Origin of the sequence: Paeniglutamicibacter sp. Y32M11 (assembly GCF_019285735.1) — a bacterium.
Lineage (GTDB): Bacteria > Actinomycetota > Actinomycetes > Actinomycetales > Micrococcaceae > Paeniglutamicibacter.
Genome location: NZ_CP079107.1, coordinates 2,364,399 through 2,381,270, shown reverse-complemented (window position 1 = coordinate 2,381,270; position 16,872 = coordinate 2,364,399). Strand labels below are relative to the sequence as shown.

The 16,872-nt window shown below is 55.9% G+C and carries 17 protein-coding genes; 14 read left to right on the top strand and 3 right to left on the bottom strand.

The features are described from left to right. Positions 1–55 precede the first annotated feature (55 nt). Positions 56–403, bottom strand: coding sequence for a DUF3515 family protein (locus tag KUF55_RS18760; RefSeq protein ID WP_255557457.1), 348 nt, complete (start codon positions 401–403; stop codon positions 56–58). Positions 404–672: 269 nt separating this feature from the next. Here KUF55_RS18760 and KUF55_RS10465 point away from each other — a divergent pair, with 269 nt between their 5' ends. Genes KUF55_RS10465 through rsmD form a run of 4 tightly spaced genes read left to right on the top strand, consistent with a single transcriptional unit; the run spans position 673 to position 5,517 of the window. Further along, complete coding sequence (locus tag KUF55_RS10465; RefSeq protein ID WP_218816592.1) at positions 673–1,719, top strand: LCP family protein; 1,047 nt, start codon at positions 673–675, stop codon at positions 1,717–1,719. Positions 1,720–1,726: 7 nt separating this feature from the next. Beyond that, positions 1,727–2,704, top strand: a complete 978-nt coding sequence (locus KUF55_RS10460) for a DAK2 domain-containing protein (RefSeq protein ID WP_370630910.1) — start codon at positions 1,727–1,729, stop codon at positions 2,702–2,704. Continuing rightward, a complete protein-coding gene (locus KUF55_RS10455) occupies positions 2,694–4,907 on the top strand; it encodes an ATP-dependent DNA helicase RecG (protein ID WP_218816591.1) in 2,214 nt (737 codons plus the stop codon). The genes KUF55_RS10460 and KUF55_RS10455 overlap by 11 nt, the downstream gene beginning before the upstream one ends. 7 nt (positions 4,908–4,914) lie before the next feature. Beyond that, a complete protein-coding gene (rsmD, locus tag KUF55_RS10450; protein WP_218816590.1) occupies positions 4,915–5,517 on the top strand; it encodes a 16S rRNA (guanine(966)-N(2))-methyltransferase RsmD in 603 nt (200 codons plus the stop codon). Here rsmD and KUF55_RS10445 read toward each other — a convergent pair. Then, positions 5,479–6,258 carry a spermidine synthase gene (locus tag KUF55_RS10445; protein ID WP_218816589.1) on the bottom strand — a complete coding sequence of 260 codons (780 nt, stop codon included), beginning with the start codon at positions 6,256–6,258 and terminating at the stop codon, positions 5,479–5,481. The two genes, rsmD and KUF55_RS10445, sit on opposite strands and share 39 nt — an antisense overlap. A gap of 2 nt (positions 6,259–6,260) precedes the next feature. After that, positions 6,261–7,472 carry an aminotransferase class I/II-fold pyridoxal phosphate-dependent enzyme gene (locus KUF55_RS10440; RefSeq protein ID WP_218816588.1) on the bottom strand — a complete coding sequence of 404 codons (1,212 nt, stop codon included), beginning with the start codon at positions 7,470–7,472 and terminating at the stop codon, positions 6,261–6,263. Between the two features lie 115 nt (positions 7,473–7,587). Between KUF55_RS10440 and coaD the strand changes: the two genes are divergently transcribed. The 10 genes from coaD to KUF55_RS10390 all read left to right on the top strand — a co-directional run bounded on the left by coaD (position 7,588) and on the right by KUF55_RS10390 (position 16,868). Then, positions 7,588–8,064 carry a pantetheine-phosphate adenylyltransferase gene (coaD, locus tag KUF55_RS10435; protein WP_218818754.1) on the top strand — a complete coding sequence of 159 codons (477 nt, stop codon included), beginning with the start codon at positions 7,588–7,590 and terminating at the stop codon, positions 8,062–8,064. A gap of 49 nt (positions 8,065–8,113) precedes the next feature. Next, positions 8,114–9,010 (top strand): UTP--glucose-1-phosphate uridylyltransferase GalU, encoded by an 897-nt coding sequence (galU, locus tag KUF55_RS10430; protein WP_218816587.1) that lies wholly within the window; start codon positions 8,114–8,116, stop codon positions 9,008–9,010. A gap of 140 nt (positions 9,011–9,150) precedes the next feature. Continuing rightward, entirely contained in the window at positions 9,151–10,203 is a 1,053-nt protein-coding gene (locus KUF55_RS10425) for an LCP family protein (protein ID WP_218816586.1), read from the top strand. A 134-nt stretch (positions 10,204–10,337) separates the two neighbouring features. Then, positions 10,338–11,183, top strand: coding sequence for an ABC transporter permease (locus tag KUF55_RS10420; RefSeq protein ID WP_218816585.1), 846 nt, complete (start codon positions 10,338–10,340; stop codon positions 11,181–11,183). Beyond that, the gene (locus KUF55_RS10415; RefSeq protein WP_218816584.1) at positions 11,167–12,030 is read left to right on the top strand and encodes an ABC transporter ATP-binding protein; all 864 of its coding nucleotides are present in this window, start codon (positions 11,167–11,169) and stop codon (positions 12,028–12,030) included. The genes KUF55_RS10420 and KUF55_RS10415 overlap by 17 nt, the downstream gene beginning before the upstream one ends. Before the next feature lie 41 nt (positions 12,031–12,071). Next, on the top strand, positions 12,072–13,082 hold the full coding sequence (locus KUF55_RS10410; RefSeq protein ID WP_218816583.1) for a glycosyltransferase family 2 protein: 1,011 nt from the start codon (positions 12,072–12,074) through the stop codon (positions 13,080–13,082). Then, on the top strand, positions 13,079–13,903 hold the full coding sequence (locus KUF55_RS10405) for a CDP-alcohol phosphatidyltransferase family protein (RefSeq protein WP_218816582.1): 825 nt from the start codon (positions 13,079–13,081) through the stop codon (positions 13,901–13,903). The genes KUF55_RS10410 and KUF55_RS10405 overlap by 4 nt, the downstream gene beginning before the upstream one ends. 55 nt (positions 13,904–13,958) lie before the next feature. Then, on the top strand, positions 13,959–14,801 hold the full coding sequence (locus KUF55_RS10400; RefSeq protein ID WP_210149989.1) for a glycosyltransferase: 843 nt from the start codon (positions 13,959–13,961) through the stop codon (positions 14,799–14,801). Between the two features lie 53 nt (positions 14,802–14,854). Further along, a complete protein-coding gene (locus KUF55_RS10395; protein WP_132358000.1) occupies positions 14,855–15,316 on the top strand; it encodes an adenylyltransferase/cytidyltransferase family protein in 462 nt (153 codons plus the stop codon). 127 nt (positions 15,317–15,443) lie between these two features. Then, positions 15,444–16,868, top strand: coding sequence for a bifunctional cytidylyltransferase/SDR family oxidoreductase (locus tag KUF55_RS10390; protein WP_218816581.1), 1,425 nt, complete (start codon positions 15,444–15,446; stop codon positions 16,866–16,868). The last annotated feature ends 4 nt before the right edge of the window (positions 16,869–16,872 follow it).

Here is a 16,872-nt window from a genome sequence, read left to right as displayed (position 1 = left end):
GGGGCACGGCACCACGTTGGGATTGGTGCCGTGCCCCTTGTCGTTGCTTATGAGTTTAGGGAACGTCGACGGTCTTGCTCACGGTGGTGCAGGTACGTTCTGCCGGAATCTTGGATGCTGCGCTGGAGAGTGTTGCCAAAACCGTGCTCGATGGAATGACATTAGGGTCGAAGACCAGCTCCGTGGCGGGAGCACGACCATAGGTGGTGAGCGTCCAGGCATCTTCGCCTTCTTTGGCCAACCAATCCACGCCGTTCACGCTGACACAGGGATCTGTGGACGGTGGCGGAGCACTGACCCCGCAGCGTAGAACCAATTGCGCAGGATCACCCCACACCGCAGTTCCCTGGCTGTTGGTCTGACGTTTTTGCTGTTCTGCGACTTCTGGTGGTAGAACCACCATCATCTCCGCGCACAGTGGATTGCCCGCGTCATCAGCGGACTGAACATTGGCGATAGGTGCGCATCCGGTGAGAACTGCTAGCCCCGAAAGGCCAAGCACAATACTCGTGCTGGCCCTGAAACGGAGCGGCGTACGGGGGCGCTCAATTCTGAAAGAAGACTGTGAGTTCAAGGTATCTGGTCTGGTAAACATCGATCTAGGCACTTAAACAGCCTACCGGGCGTGGGACATGACTAGGATGTAATGGAGTAATTGCTTGAGAGGCATAAATGACACATATGAATGGTTCCTATGAAGGCGCCAGCTACGAAACGCCCAAAAAGAAGAAACGCACCGGATTGATGGTGCTGCTTGGTGCGGTATCTCTGGTCCTCATTGCCCTGCTGGTGGCCGGAGGATACCTCTTCTCGCTGGCACGCAGCTTCGACAATGGAACCGAGAAGCTGCCCAATGCCTTCCCAGAGGAATCCTTGCGGCCAGTAAAGGCAGAGGCTTCTAAGGACGCGGTTAATATCCTGCTGTTGGGTAATGATACGCGGGCAACCGACCAAGGTGAAGAGAACTTTGCATCACTCCCTAACGGCGGCCGCTCCGACACCATGATGTTGGTTCACATCCCCTCAAACCGTGAAGGCGTTTACGTCACATCAATCATGCGCGACACATGGCTAGATATCCCAGGACATGGAAGCGCCAAGATCAATGCTGCCTTCGCCTATGGGGGAGTGGCCTTAGCCGTTCAGACCCTCGAAGGGCTGCTTGATACCCGCATCGATCACGTCGCTTCCATTGACTTTGAGGGCTTCAAAGGTCTGACGGATGCGTTGGGTGGGGTCGAAATCAATAACCCCATCGCCTTTACGCCCAAGACTTCTAGTGGCACGACTTTCCCGAAGGGTGTTCAAACCCTCAAAGGCGAGGAAGCCCTTGCATTTGTCCGTGAGCGCTACGCTTTCAAGGATGGGGACTACCAGCGCGTACGCAACCAGCAGCTGTACGTTAAGGCTGTCATGAGCACGCTAATGTCCAAGGAAACGTTGACCGACCCGGCCAAGATTTCCGAGACGGTCAAGCAATTCGCCCCTTACGTGGCCGTGGATAAAACCTTGGACGCCGTCAAGGTGGCAAAGTTGGGAACCACCATGGCGAACGTGCGGTCAAGTGACATGCACTTCTTCACGCTTCCGAACAAGGGAACCGGGCGCTCCGCCGATGGCCAGTCCATCGTTGTACCGGACATGGACGTTATTGGTTCCTTTGCCGACGCGCTCCAGGATGACAAGGTGGGAAAGTTCGTCACGGATAACGGGCTCTAAGGATCCAGTGATCATCCACACCATGAACCAAAAAATACACGCCAATTCCAAGGCCCTGGCAACGTGGCTCCAACGCATCGTTAAGAGCCTCGGGAATCATAGTGATCGGCTCAACGCGATCAATATCTTCCCGGTAGCCGACGGCGACACCGGGAGCAACCTATACCTGACCGCACGAAGTGCCCATGATGCAATTTCCAAATTGGAAACTGCAGACATTGGTGAACTAATGACCATGGCCTCCCGCGCGGCGATGGAATCGGCACGAGGTAATTCCGGCACCTTATTGGCTGTATTCATGGCAGGGATGGCGGAACCGTTAAGTGGCGTTGAACGCCTCACCGCCCCGGTTCTCGCCACGGCGTTGGAACGTGGGAAAGTCAGGGCCTGGTCAGCGCTCAGCGATCCAGTATCGGGGACCATGCTTTCGGTGATGGCAGTGGTCTCAGATGCTGCTCTGACGACTGTGCGCTCCAGCGCTTTGGAACCCGAAAGTAGAGCTGCACTGATCGAACTGCTGGACGCTTTGTGCCTCGCGGCCGAACGTGGCGTGGTGGCAACAGAAAACGAACTGGGCGAACTACATGCGGCCCAGATCGTTGATGCGGGAGCAGTGGGCGTGCTGATCATTCTTAATGAACTGCGCGGGACGCTCCTTGGACTCACCATTGAGCACGAAGAATACTCACAACTTCACGGCTACGGCATCCAAGACCCACATATCCACCAAGTCCGGAATAGGGACACCGGAGTGGAAGTCATGTGCACGATCAATTTGGATGCCTTGGGTGCAGCAACCCTACGCGGACAGCTCGATGCGATTGGCGATTCGGTCATCATGAGCCCGGTCAACCCCACCGAGGAGGGGTACCGTTGGCGGGTCCACGTTCATGTGCCAGAGGCAGAGGCAGCCCTCAGCGTGATCAAAGGTATGGGCTCACCGGTCAACGTTTCAGTCACTGACCTTTGCACGCATGACGCCTAAGCAACTTTTCACGCCCGAAACCACGTTGGATTCGGTTCTTGGAACAGCTACCGCGCGCAAGGTCGAAACTGCTTTTGGCTATGTAACGGTGGGGGAGATGCTCGCGCATTTCCCCCGTCGCTACATGGAAATCGGAGAGCTTTCCAAGATCTCGGATTTGCCAGTGGGCGAGGATGTCACGATCGTCGCAGAGGTGCAATCGGTTAATCGGCGGCGAATGCAGTCACGGTCCGGTTTCCTGTTGGAAGTCGTCGTCTCCGATGCCCTGGGACCGGATCAGTCGACGCTTCGCATGACGTTCTTTAATGGCTTCGAGGCCAAGCGTGACCTGCAGGTCGGATCCACGGCCATGTTCAGCGGCAAAGTCACCATCTACCGCAACCATCTGGAACTTACGCAGCCCGATTACTCGTTGCTCGACACGGCAGCCGATGCCGACCCACGTCCCATTCCCATATACCCGGCCACGGCAAAGTTCCCGAACAAGAAGATCCGAGAAGTTTTGGCGTTGGTGCTAGCGGGAGTTTCGCCCAGCGGCTTCCCGGAGTTCATTCCCGAGGCAATTCTCGAAACTCAACGAATTCCAACGCGGGTGTTGGCTTACGAAAACATTCATCGGCCGCAGACCGTCGGACAAGGCTACGCCGCGAGAACGCGGTTTGCCTTTGAAGAAGCATTCCTCCTGCAACTGGCCTTGGCACAGCGACGCGTCTATCGCTCGCAGCAGCCGGCCATTGCTCGCCACGGTTCATCGGATGGGCTGCTATCGGCGTTCGACAAGACACTTCCGTTCACCCTCACCGATGGGCAGATCACTTCTGGCATGGAGATTTCCGCTGACTTGGTCCGCGGACATCCGATGAACCGGCTGCTCCAGGGCGAGGTGGGCTCGGGCAAGACACTCGTGGCACTGCGCGCCATGCTGCAGGTCATTGATTCCGGAGGGCAGACGGCACTGCTGGCCCCCACCGAGGTGCTGGCCCAGCAGCACTACCAGTCCATCAGGAAACTGCTTGGTTCCTTGGGCGCCGGTGGAGAATTAGGATCGGACCCTCGCGCCACACGCGTGGATATCCTGACCGGTTCGCTGAACACCGGGCAAAGGAAAAAGGCGCTCTTGGGAGCGGCTTCCGGAGAGACCGGAATCCTTGTAGGGACTCACGCTCTGCTCGCCGACATGGTGAGTTTCGTGGATTTGGGACTGGTAGTCGTTGACGAGCAGCACCGATTCGGTGTTGAGCAACGGGATGCCATGCGCTCCAAGGCGGAAACTCCCCCGCATATGTTGGTCATGACGGCGACTCCGATTCCACGGACCGTCGCGATGACAGTTTTTGGGGACCTTGAGATCAGTCTCATGAAGTCGCTCCCTCCGGGTAGAGCGCCGATTTCAACGCATCTGGTCCCGCTCCAGATTCCCAAGATGCAACAGCGGCTATTTACTCGCATCGCCGAGGAAACAGCAAAAGGCCACCAGGTCTATATCGTCTGCCCACGGATTAGTGAGAAGACAGCTGAGGACGACTTCTCGCCGGCTGCCGCCGACCCGGAAAACGGTGCGCCAGCCGGAGACGGGCCCCCAAAACCAGCATCGATGACGGTTGAGAAGATGATGGAAATCTTGGACTCCATGTCGATCTTTGCCGACACCGAGATTCGTGCCCTCCATGGCCGGATGTCTAGCGAAGAAAAATTCGAAGCCATGCAGGCTTTTGATAGCGGAAAAGCTGCCATATTGGTGGCCACCACCGTCATCGAAGTCGGTGTCGACGTGCACAATGCAACGCTCATGGTGATCATTGATGCCGAAAACTTTGGCATATCGCAATTGCATCAGCTACGTGGGCGTATTGGGCGCGGTGGTCTACCCGGAACGTGTTTGATGGCTACGTGGCTTGACGCCGATCATCCGTCGGTGGCCCGACTGCAGGCCGTAGAATCGACCACAGACGGATTCGTCCTCGCCGAATCCGACCTGAATGAACGCCGGGAAGGCGATATCCTCGGCGCGAGCCAATCCGGTTCCAAATCGGCACTCAAGGTTTTACGCGTCATGAAGGACGCTAAACTCATTGCCCGTGCACGTACTACCGCCGAATCACTTGTTGCAGGAGAAGTAAGTCTGGATTCTTATCCCGGGCTGCAGTCGGCCGTTGAAGCATGGGTCGATGAAGACATGCAAGCATTCCTGGAAAGGGGATAGATCTACCATGACTCGTATTGTGGCCGGCGCCGCCGGAGGCATTCCACTCAAGAGCGTGCCAGGGGACTCCACCCGGCCAACCACAGACAGGGTCAAGGAGGCTTTATTCTCCAGACTTGAAAGTTACGACGTCCTAGCCAACGCACGCGTATTGGATCTATACGCTGGCGCTGGGTCGTTAGGCATTGAAGCAGCCAGCAGGGGCGCGCGTTCGGTCTTGCTGGTAGAACTGGCGCCCAAAGCAGTGGCCGTATGCCAAATAAACGCCGGATTAGTTAACAAGGCTCTGCGGAACAACGCCTTGGTGAGTGTTCGTCGCGGTTCGGTGGACAGCGTTCTCGATTCTTTCGCACCAGTCCCTGGCGGAACCGCCGGGAAATCATGGAACCTCGTATTCATGGATCCGCCGTACCCCTTGAGCGAAGAAGAACTAGCGACAACCTTGGAAAAGGTCTCGTTGGTCCTCGATGTTGACGCTACAGTGGTGATCGAGCGATCCACCCGATCGCCAGAACCTATCTGGCCGGCTGGCATGGAAATGTTCGCTGAGAAGAAGTACGGCGAAACACGACTATGGTTTGCCGAACCCATCCAGGTCGGAACCAAATAGCACGGTCCCCGGATGAGGGCCCGCACTGCGCAACCTTTCCACCCTTGCCAGATCGAGCTTGGCTTGGGTGCCGGCGAGAATCATGTTGCCAGGATATTTTCGAGTGAAGATCTCTGTAGGTGCACTGCCGATCACCGTGGTGAAAATCTCCGAGATGGCTCTAATCTGAGTATCCGCGAAGGTAAAGGGCGGGTCATCGCCGACATTGACCAAGATGATCCCCCCGGGTGACAACAGCGCATCCATCTCCGCGTAAATGGATGAAACAGTTAGATGTTCCGGAGCGCCAGAGCCACTGAAGATATCGAGAACGATGATATCGAATGATTCATTGGTTAATTCACCGGTCAATACTTCCCGAGCGTCACCAATGATGGTCCTGAGTTTGTGAGGATCTGCCATCGGCAGCGCGTCTAAGACGAAGTCAAGTAGCTCACGCTCCAAATCAACGGCGACTTGAACGCTCCCCGGGCGCAACTTTTGGATATAGCGAGCAAGGGTTAAGGCACCGGCGCCTAAATGGAGCACACGTAGGGGCACTCCCGGCGCGGCCTGCTCATCCACATGGTTTGCCAATCGACGAAGATACTCGTAGAAGATTTCTTCTGGGTGTGCCACGTTAACATGGGATTGTTGGGCATCGCCTAACGACAAGACCCACGCACCGGGGACGAACTCGTCTTCTTCGAGGGTCGCATGGGCTCCGAGTTGGCTGAGCCAGCGGCTGGCACGCTGTGCCACCCTTAGCCACCCAGCTTTGCAGAAAGTAGGGACAACCGGGTGGATGCCTCCATGAGTAAAGTCGGCTTCTTGCAGAAGGCAAATCGCATGAGGGTTCGAGTCCGCTCAGCCCCGTCCGGTTGGCAGAAGACTGAGAGTGGAATGCCTGCAACCCCGATCGATTCAGGCATTTGACGAGCCAGATCCAGGGCGTTGTCAAAGCCCAGCGGTGCCACGTCGGCGACGATGAAGTAGGTACCACGCGGGCGATATACCGTCATTCCTGCAGCTTCCAATCCACCGGCAAGAATCTCGCAGCGCTCGCCCAGATCGCGAGCAAAATTATCGAAGAATGACTTGTCGGAGCCCAGCGCTTCGGCAACGGCGGGTTGGAACGCGGTGCCCGAGGAGTAACTCAAGAATTGCTTGACAGTTCGAACGGCTGCGATGAGCTCAGCTGGTCCCGTTGCCCAGCCAACCTTCCACCCGGTGAATGAAAAGGTCTTCCCAGCCGAAGATACGGTGATCGTGCGCTCCCAGGCCCCGGCCAATGACGCGATCGGAATATGGGTAACCCCATAGGTGAGATGTTCATAAACCTCATCGGAGAGAATGATGCAATCGTGTTTGGTTGCCAACGCAACAATCTCAGCCAGCACCTTTTTGTCAAAGGTGGCGCCCGTTGGATTGTGTGGATTGTTCAGGACCACCATGCGAGTTCGATCGGTGAAGGTGGCGCGCAAATCCTCGATGTCGGGCTGGAAGCTCGGAGCGCTCAGAGCGATGGTCTTGTGAACGCCACCAGCCAACCCGATAGTTGCCCCATAGGAATCGTAGAAAGGTTCAAAGGTAATGACCTCGTCGCCCAGTTGCACAAAAGCCAGGATCGCCGCCGCGATGGCTTCGGTGGCGCCGGTGGTCACGACAACTTCATGGTTGTAGTCCACGTCCAAATCGTAAAAGCGCCGCTGGTGATCGGAAATGGCTTTGCGAAGGGGGAGTATTCCTGCCCCCGGGGCGTACTGATTGAGGTCACCTGCGACACCGCTGGCCGCGATGTTCTTGAAAACGTGGGGGCCGTCGGTGTCCGGAAATCCTTGTCCCAAGTTGATGGCTTGATGCTTCGCTGCGAGGGTGGTGATTTCCTCGAAGATGGTGACACCAAGGTCGCCGCCAGGAGAAAGTAAGTTGGCACCAGCAGCCATGCGCTGCCACGGAAATACGTGAATGGACATGACATCATTATTGCTTGAGATTGATTTAGCACTGCCAAAGCAGCGAAACGACACGCAGAGTCATTCGGCAGGCCGAACGGGGAATGAACGAGGTGGGCTTGGTAGATTTCAGTGTATGCGTCGAGCCGTCTGCCCCGGGTCTTTTGACCCCATCCATAATGGTCATGTTGAGATCATTGCCCGTGCAAGCAATCTCTTTGATGAAGTCATCGTGGCCGTGTCCACTAACTATTCGAAGAAGTATCGTTTTGATGCCGAAGAGCGCCTTGAGATGGTTCGCGAAACCATTGGTGGTTTACGCGGAGTGAGTGTAGAGCCGATGGGCGAAGGCCTGTTGGCAGACTTCTGCAAGCTCCATGGTGCCGATGCGATCGTTAAAGGGCTTCGTTCCACCGTTGATTATCAGTACGAGACGCCCATGGCCGTGATGAATCGCCACATGACCGGTGTGGAAACTGTGTTTCTGGCTGCAGATAACCGGTACACGCACCTTTCCTCTTCGCTCCTCAAAGAGATTCAATCCCTCGGGGGCGACGTTTCGGACTATTTGCCCCGAACGGTATTAAAGCGTTTGCGATCTACCGCACAGTAAACCTGACTTAGTTCGAAGTTTGTTTATTCAATGCAGTAAAGTCGAGTTCATGACTCAAAGTAGGCGTGTAATTAAGGCTGTTATTCCGGCTGCTGGGTTGGGAACTCGGTTCCTGCCAGCGACCAAGGCCATGCCCAAGGAAATGCTTCCAGTTGTTGACGAACCAGCCATCCAGTATGTGGTGGCCGAAGCGTCACGCGCTGGCCTAACCGACGTTTTGATGGTTACTGGACGAAGCAAGCGTGCTCTCGAAGATCATTTTGACCGGGTCCCGTCGTTGGAGGCGACCCTCGAAGCCAAGGGCGACATCGAGAAGCTCAAGCGCGTGCGTGAAGCCACTGAACTTGGTGACATCCATTACGTCCGCCAGGGTGATCCAAAGGGGCTCGGCCACGCGGTCCTTTGCGCCAAGAAGCATGTGGGGGACGAACCGTTTGCTGTTCTCTTGGGCGACGATCTCATTGATGAGCGAGATGAATTGCTCTCGATCATGATCGACGTCCAGGAAAAGACTGGCGGTTCCGTCATCGCACTGATGGAAGTTGATCCCCAGAAGATCAGTGCCTATGGCTGTGCCGATGTCTCGGTCATTGACGGAGAAGATTTCGTCAAGGTTAACGGCTTGGTGGAGAAGCCAACAGTGGAAGAGGCGCCCTCAAACCTCGCGGTTATTGGCCGCTACATCCTTCACCCGCGTGTGTTCGACGTACTTGAAGAGACCGGACCGGGCCGCGGAGGAGAAATTCAGCTGACAGATGCCCTTGAAACCCTGGCAGGCGCTGAAGGCCCGGGCAGTGGAGTGCACGCGGTTGTCTTCCGCGGACGCCGGTACGACACCGGTGACAAGCTGAGCTACATCCAGGCCGTTATTTCCCTCGCCTGCGATCGTGCGGATCTCGGACCAGTATTGGTGCCATGGCTCAAGGACTTTGTAGCAAAACGCTAAGATAACTTATGGTGGCAAGGTTGACTCAGCGTCCTCACAGGGACGCTGGTTAGCCTTGCTTTGTTTGTACGAAAGTTTTCGACCGATACATTGCCTCGAGTCGCCCAAGACTTCTCGTTCCGGTCTAATGGAGACGTTGATTGCCTACCAAGAATGATTTTCCCCCAGATTATGTGCCACGCAGGCTCACGCGACGTAAAAAACGTCGAGGTCGCGTTGCGCTCATTGTCGGCATTGCCGTGGTGGTCATCGCCGCAATAGTGGCCTCTACCTACGTTGTTAACTTGGTACAGACGTTCAATTCAAAAACCCAAGTCATTGACAACGCCTTCCCCGAAGAAGAATCCCGTCCTGTCAAAGACCCCGAAGACGGTTCGTTGAACTTTTTGCTGTTGGGCGTTGACCACGGTGCAGCCGGTACAGCTACCTCAGACTTGCTTCAAGGCGGCGGAACCGACCAGCGCTCAGACTCGATGATGCTGATGCATATTCCTGAAGATCGGTCCGGTGTTTACGTCATGTCAATCATGCGCGATCTCTACACCGATATTCCTGGCTATGGAAGTCAAAAGATCAACGCGGCCATGTCCGAAGGCGGTGTGCCACTAGCAGTACAAACGGTTGAAGGCATGCTTGATACCAAGATTGATCACGTGGCCATGATTGATTTTGAGGGGTTTAGGGAGCTGACCACAGCGCTTGGTGGCGTCACGGTGACCAACGACTTCGAATTCACTGCAAATGATACGGACTACTTCTACCCCGTCGGCGACATCGAGCTAGAGGGTGATCGTGCCTTGAGATTTGTTCGTGAAAGGAAGTCGTTCATTGACGGCGATTACCAGCGTGTGCGCAACCAGCAGAAGTTCATTAATGCGGCAATGTCGGAGCTCTTGTCCAAAGACACCCTGACTAATCCTTCCACCATCTTCGAGATCATCGACAAGGTTTCGCCCTATCTGTCGCTCGATAACGGTTTTGACGCGGCGACTGCTGCCGGCTTGGGCGTTCAGCTCAAAAACGTACGTGCATCTGACATCAAAATGTTCACTCTTCCAACGGCCGGAGTTGGAACTTCGCCAGATGGCCAATCCATCGTCTTGCGGGATGAGCAGGCTCTATCGGATATTGGGAAAGCTCTGAAGAGTGACACTCTCAAGGCTTATCTTGACAGTGCAAAACTCGAGAAATAACTACTGATACATAGATCACACATTGTTCGATCGCCTATTGAAAACCCGGCATGGACAGTGGTATCTACTAGACTTCATTAAGTTCGTCAGCGTCAGCGGGCGAGTAAGCCGTGATCAACGAGGTAACAAGAATTATGACAGCTGCCGAATATGCGGAGCAGCAAGGCCTGAACAGGGTCGGTGCTCGCCCCAGCCTGCGGAGCTATCTGATGCAGGCCTGGCAAAGACGTGATTTTGCCTTTGAGCTTGCCAGAAGCCGACTGCAGGCTAGTAACCAGCGAAATCGCTTGGGTATGCTGTGGGTCGTCATAAAGCCGACCATGAACGCGTTGATGTATGGCGCGATTTTCGGGCTATTGCAGTCAAATAAGCCGCACGACTTCCCGGTCTACGTGGTCATCGGGGTCTTCCTGTTCGAGTTCTTCACAGGTTCTGTGACCTCAGGTGCCAAATCCATTACCGGTAATGCCTCTTTGGTCCAATCACTCTCGTTCCCTCGTATTACTCTGCCGATCGCTGCGGTGATCCAACAGTTCCTGACGTTGGTCCCCATGCTGGGCGTTATGTTCATCTATTGCATTGTTCTGGGAACACCACCCAAGTGGAGTTGGCTGATGGTGGTTCCGCTGCTGGTTCTCTTTACAATGTTCAATGCCGGTATAGCTCTGGTGTGTGCTCGACTCACCGTGCACATCCGCGACTTCACGCAGTTCCTTCCCTTGATTACCAGGGTCTTGTTCTACACCTCCGGCGTGCTGTTCGGCGTTGACCGAATCCTTAATGCCTTCCCCATCTTGGTGCGATTGTTCGATTTCCACCCGCTCTATCAAGCCTTGCAAATTGCTCGCGGATCCATCATGAACAGCGTCGACTATCCGTCGTTCTATTGGGTTGTTCTTGGTGTGTGGGCTGTTGTCGCGCTTGTCGGGGGCACCATCTACTTCTGGTCTGCTGAGGAGCGTTATGGTCGAATTGACTAGTTTTGATGACCTGATTAATCCACGTCTACATGCCAAGTTTGAACCGGCGCCCGTCTTCGATACTCCGCCTGAAGTGGCTCCAGAATCGCCTAAGGTCGTTATAGACGAGAATCGGGTTCCTGTAGTTATCGTCGATGACTTACACGTTAAGTACCAGGTCTATTCGAGCGGTAAGTCGTTGGGGGCCGCAGGCGCCAAGCGTCTGCTCCAAGCATCAACGCGTGGTATTCGCGAAGTGCATGCCGTGAAGGGTGTCTCATTCGTGGCCTACGAAAATGAATCGATTGGTGTGATTGGCTCCAACGGTTCGGGCAAGTCCACACTGATGCGCACGATCACTGGGCTCACCACGCCGGCTTCAGGTTCGGTTTATGCTTCCTCGCGCCCGAACATGTTGGGCGTCGGTGCAGCGCTGATCGCTGACCTCTCCGGAGACAAAAATATCATTCTCGGCGGTTTGGCACTTGGCTACAACCGCCAAGAAATCACTGCAATGCGCGAAGATATCATCAAGTTTGCCGAACTTGAAGAGTTCATTGATTTGCCTATGCGAACCTACAGCTCTGGAATGTCGGCTCGTCTCAAATTCGCCATTGCGGCTTCCAAGCAACACGACATCCTCATCGTGGACGAAGCATTGGCCGTAGGCGACGCACGCTTCCGCAAACGCAGTGAAGCTAGAATCCGCGAGATTCGAGAAAACGCAGGCACCATTTTTCACGTGTCTCACTCCATGAACTCAATTCTGGATACCTGTAATAGGGCTCTGTGGATTGAGAAAGGCGTTCTCGTCATGGACGGCGATGCAAAGACCGTCGTGAACGCTTATAAGGCGAAGAAAAAGTGACTAGTTCCGCGACTGTCCTAACATTGGCGGTTTCTTACGTCATGCCTGTTCTCAACGAAGCAGACTATTTACGTGAAGCTGTAGCTAGCGTGCTTTCTCAAGAATACGAGGGAGACAAAGAAATAGTTCTTGCCCTTGGTCCGAGCGTGGATGCCACGGATGAAGTTGCAGCGGAGCTGGCAGCTGAGGACCCCCGAGTTAAGTTAGTTCATAACCCCATGGGACGTACGCCCATCGGCCTGAATCTTGCGATTAAGGCTTCGTCTTATCCGATCATTGTGCGGGTTGATGCGCATAGCGAATTGGAGCCCACCTACACAGCTCGTGGAATCGAGACCCTATTTCGTGTTGATGCCCATGATGTAGGCGGTTTGATGGATGCTCGCGGCAAGAATTCGCTTCAGCGGGCCGTGGCCGCCGCCTATCATTCGCCGTGGGGGATGGGGGGTGCTGCATACCACAATGGTGGTCCGGAAGGGCCAGCCGAGTCCGCCTACCTTGGTATCTTTCGGCGTGAAATTTTCGATGAGGTTGGGTACTACGACGAGACATTGTGGCGGGCTCAAGACTGGGAACTCTGCTTGCGGATTCGACAAGCCGGACGAAAGGTATGGTTTGATCCGGAACTTTCCACCGGGTATTATCCCCGCGATGACTTTAAATCGCTGGCCGCACAGTCTTATGCCTCAGGCATATGGCGAGGAGAGATTGCACGACGTTATCCCGACGGCAAATCTTTGCGTCATGATCTCCCGCCCTTGATGGTCGCCGGAACCACCATCGGCCTTATAGCGTGGATCCTTCAACCTTCAATCTCTCATCGTTTGCCCCGGTCGATTAATGTTGTCCTGAACCTGGTTAAAGCTGCACCGGTCGTTTACGCTGCCCTTGTGGTTTTTGCTGCTGCGCGATCGAAGCGGGCCTCTACTTTTGAAAAGTTGCTGCTGCTCAGAGTATTACCAACGATTCATTTTCCGTGGGCCATTGGTTTTGTCAAAGGACGAGTCCGCGGAGCGCAGGGCGCTCTCGATAAGGGAAGGGTTCGGTCATGAGCAACGATTTTGCACGTCCCAGTAATCCGACCCTCGAGCAGTTGCGTGCCGTCTGCCAACCGCCGGAGGTCCGAGCTCGGCGCAACGCCGAACACTGGACCGCCGAACTGTACCTGCGTCACATTTCGATCTACCTGACCGCGGTCTTGGTGCGCACTCGCATCAGCGCCAATGGTGTCACCGGGCTGATGATTCTTGCTGGCTGGCTCATGTCGGTTGCACTACTTATTCCCGGAATTTGGGGACCGCTGCTGGCCGTAGTGCTCTCTCAGGTGCAGCTCTATTTCGATTGCAGTGATGGTGAAGTAGCGCGCTGGCGCGGAACGCAGTCACCCCGAGGGATCTTCATCGATATGGTCGGGCACCACACCACCGAGGCCCTCATTCCACTGGCTCTGGGTTATCGCGTCTTCCGTGAGCTACAGACTCAGGGGGCAGATGCCTCTCAGGCTTGGCCGACGCTATTTATTGCCGCAGTGCTATCCACCCTTCTGGTGCTTAACCGTTCTCAGAGCCTCATGGTTCACGCGGCGCGCAGCATGGCCGGTCTGGGCAAACTCCCGGATACCGCAGAAGCGCGAGCCGTCTCGCAGACCAGCCTCGTGGGCAAGCTGCGTTCGGCAGCCAGGTTCCTTCCCTTCCACAAGATGCTTCACGCTGTTGAACTCAGCCTGCTCATCTTGGTTCTGTCGGTGGTCTCGGTCATTGCTGGAACTCCGGGAATCGCCGAAAAGTGGATGCTGTGGATTCTTCTCCCGGCGGTAGTGCTGGTCAATATCGGTCACTTCGTCGCCACCATGGCTTCATCACGGTTGCGGTGATCCAGTGAAAAACGCTTCACCTGCTCTACCCACCGTCGGAGTGGTAGTGCTGACCATGGGTGCCAGGCCTCAGGAGCTGGACCGAGCCCTCAAAAGCTTGCTGGCGCAACGGAACGTCGAACTTGACGTCATTGTGGTGGGTAACGGGTGGGATCCGCTGGGCCTGCCCGAGGGCGTTCGTGGCAAGTACCTGGAAGATAACCTCGGCATCCCCGCTGGTCGAAATGCTGGCGTGCCACATGTCGCGGGGGAGTACCTCTGTTTTGTTGATGATGACTGCTGGTTCCTGGATGACAACTTTCTTGAAACTGCCATCCAGCGATTCAAGAAGCACCCAAAAATGGGATTGCTGCAACCCCGGATTACCGATCCGGAACGCGATGACGATCCCACGCGCTGGATCCCGCGGCTGAACAAGCGCACCGCCATCGAATCAAGCCGAGTCTTCCATGTGGGGGAAACGTGCCTGCTGATGCCACGCTACATCTTTGATGAAACCGGCGGATGGGCCGGCGGCTTTTGGTACGCGCACGAGGGCATCGAACTAGCCTGGCGAGTCTGGGACACCGGTCACCACGTTTGGTACGCGGGAGATCTGCGGATTGCCCACCCCGTGGTGGATCAGCGCCGACACGAAGAGTTCTACCGGCTCAACGCCCGTAACCGGGTGTGGCTGGCCAAGCGAAACCTACGCTGGCCATTCAGCTGGATCTACGTCAGCAGTTGGGCCCTGATTGAAACCGCTCGTCTGCGCAAAGAACCCGGAGCAGTGCGGCAATACTTTGGTGGTTGGCGCGCCGGTTGGCGCGAGAACCCTTGGTACTCATCCCCGAGACCTAAACTGAAATGGTCAACTCATCTTCGGATGATGTTGGCCGGCCGGCCCCCCATCATCTAATTACCAGCGCTACGCGTGTACCCCCTCCGCCGATCCAAGCATTGGAGCCAACCTTGGCCAAGACAGTACTTACTTACGGAACCTTCGACCTCTTCCACGTGGGTCACTTGAACATCCTCAAGAGACTCAAAGAGAAGGGCGATCGTTTGATCGTCGGTGTATCCACCGACGAATTTAACGCCGTCAAAGGCAAAAAGCCCATCGTGCCCTTTGAACAGCGCCTCGAAATCGTCCAGGCCATTCAGTATGTTGACATGGCCATCCCGGAAGACAACTGGGACCAGAAGCGTCTGGACATTGCCAAGTACGATGTTGACGTCTTCGGCATTGGTGAGGATTGGAAGGGCAAATTTGACGACCTGGGTGACAAAGTAGAAGTCATCTACTTGCCGCGAACCACGGGGATCTCAACCACCGAGCTCAAGCGAGTCCTCAGTGCCTTCGACGAGCGCCATGTCGCGAAGCTGAAGGACACCCTCGATTCCCTGAGCCAGATTGTCAAGGAACTTAGTTAGTCATCACGTGGGTTGCGCGATCCTCGCGCATTCCGTTTAGTTGAAGCAATGCCGCTTCCCTGTTGATTCAATGCATCAAATTGCATGAGGGGGTGGCGTATCGAACGTTGAGAGGTTTTACAGACTCATGCGCAATATTGGTGTCATTCTGGCTGGCGGGGTAGGCGAACGAGTTGGCCTGGATATTCCCAAGCAGCTCATCAAGATAGCTGGGCGTCCGATCATTGAGCACACCCTGGCGGTCTTCCAGGAAAGTGACTGCATCGATGAAATTGTGGTCATGATGAAGCCGGGCTATCTTGACCGCGTTCATGAAATCATCAAGAAGAACGCCTTCTCCAAGGTGACCCGTGTGCTTGAGGGCTCCGGTACGCGTAACGACACCACCCAGGCGGCGTTGGCCGCCCTGGGCGATGAAGAATGCAACGTTATTCTTCATGATGCCGTCAGGCCCTTGTTGGCCCAGCGTGTGCTCTCCGACGTTGTTGTGGCGTTGGATGAGTACGCGGCAGTTGACGTAGCCATTCCCTCGGCCGATACGATCATCGAGGTCGTGCAGGGTGCTGGATCGCTTCCCGAGATCAGCCATGTTCCACCCCGTGCGGCACTGCGCCGTGGCCAGACCCCGCAGGCCTTCCGCCTCTCAACCTTGCGTGAAGCCTATGTGGGAGCCAACCAGGACTCCGCGTTTGCCGCGACCGACGACTGCAGCGTGGTACTTAAGTACTCGCCGAACGTTCCCATCGGCGTGGTTCAGGGCGAAGAGCGCAACATGAAGGTCACCGACCCGATTGACATTTACATCGCTGACAAGCTGTTCCAGCTGTACAACGATGACGGTCGCCGGATCCTCGAGGACACCACGCTGACCGAGGCATTGAGCGGTAAGGTCATGGTCGTCTTTGGTGGTGCCTACGGCATTGGCCACGACATCGCCGCAACGGCAGAAAAGCACGGCTGCGTCGTGCGGAGCTTCTCCCGTTCCTCGACGAAAACGCACGTAGACCGCCGCGACGATGTGGTTGCTGCCCGCGATGCGGTATTGGCCGAACTAGGTCGCGTTGATTTTGTGGTGAACACCGCCGGAGTACTTCCGCGTGGACTGCTGTGCAACGAGAGCGACGAGTCGATCTACCAGGCCACCGAGATCAACTACCTCGGCCCGGTCTTCATCGCCCAGGCCTTCCACGATGCCCTGGCCGCGTCCCAGGGATCCCTGCTGCTCTTCACCTCGAGCTCATACACCCGCGGACGCGCGGGCTACAGCCTGTACAGCTCGGCGAAGGCCGCCACGGTCAACCTGACTCAGGCTCTTGCCGATGAATGGGCGGAGGATCGCATTCGCGTGAACTGCGTGAACCCGGAACGCACGGGGACCCCGATGCGCACCAAGGCGTTTGGTGCCGAGGATCCCAACTCCTTGCTCGCATCAACGACAGTCGCCCGGGCGTCGTTGGAGACGTTGGTGGGAAGCCGCACCGGTCACGTCATTGACGTGCGCCGAGATGATCCGTTGTCTCCGGCCTCGCTGCTGAACCAAGAAGACATCTAAGCCA

What these genes read in the sequence shown, in the direction of transcription:
- KUF55_RS18760 (WP_255557457.1), bottom strand. Translation starts at nt 403, where the DNA reads ATGGTGGTTCTACCACCAGAAGTCGCAGAACAGCAAAAACGTCAGACC.
- KUF55_RS10465 (WP_218816592.1), top strand. Translation starts at nt 673, where the DNA reads ATGACACATATGAATGGTTCCTATGAAGGCGCCAGCTACGAAACGCCC.
- KUF55_RS10455 (WP_218816591.1), top strand. Translation starts at nt 2,694, where the DNA reads ATGACGCCTAAGCAACTTTTCACGCCCGAAACCACGTTGGATTCGGTT.
- rsmD (WP_218816590.1), top strand. Translation starts at nt 4,915, where the DNA reads ATGACTCGTATTGTGGCCGGCGCCGCCGGAGGCATTCCACTCAAGAGC.
- KUF55_RS10440 (WP_218816588.1), bottom strand. Translation starts at nt 7,472, where the DNA reads ATGTCCATTCACGTATTTCCGTGGCAGCGCATGGCTGCTGGTGCCAAC.
- coaD (WP_218818754.1), top strand. Translation starts at nt 7,588, where the DNA reads ATGCGTCGAGCCGTCTGCCCCGGGTCTTTTGACCCCATCCATAATGGT.
- galU (WP_218816587.1), top strand. Translation starts at nt 8,114, where the DNA reads ATGACTCAAAGTAGGCGTGTAATTAAGGCTGTTATTCCGGCTGCTGGG.
- KUF55_RS10420 (WP_218816585.1), top strand. Translation starts at nt 10,338, where the DNA reads ATGACAGCTGCCGAATATGCGGAGCAGCAAGGCCTGAACAGGGTCGGT.
- KUF55_RS10415 (WP_218816584.1), top strand. Translation starts at nt 11,167, where the DNA reads ATGGTCGAATTGACTAGTTTTGATGACCTGATTAATCCACGTCTACAT.
- KUF55_RS10410 (WP_218816583.1), top strand. Translation starts at nt 12,072, where the DNA reads ATGCCTGTTCTCAACGAAGCAGACTATTTACGTGAAGCTGTAGCTAGC.
- KUF55_RS10405 (WP_218816582.1), top strand. Translation starts at nt 13,079, where the DNA reads ATGAGCAACGATTTTGCACGTCCCAGTAATCCGACCCTCGAGCAGTTG.
- KUF55_RS10400 (WP_210149989.1), top strand. Translation starts at nt 13,959, where the DNA reads ATGGGTGCCAGGCCTCAGGAGCTGGACCGAGCCCTCAAAAGCTTGCTG.
- KUF55_RS10390 (WP_218816581.1), top strand. Translation starts at nt 15,444, where the DNA reads ATGCGCAATATTGGTGTCATTCTGGCTGGCGGGGTAGGCGAACGAGTT.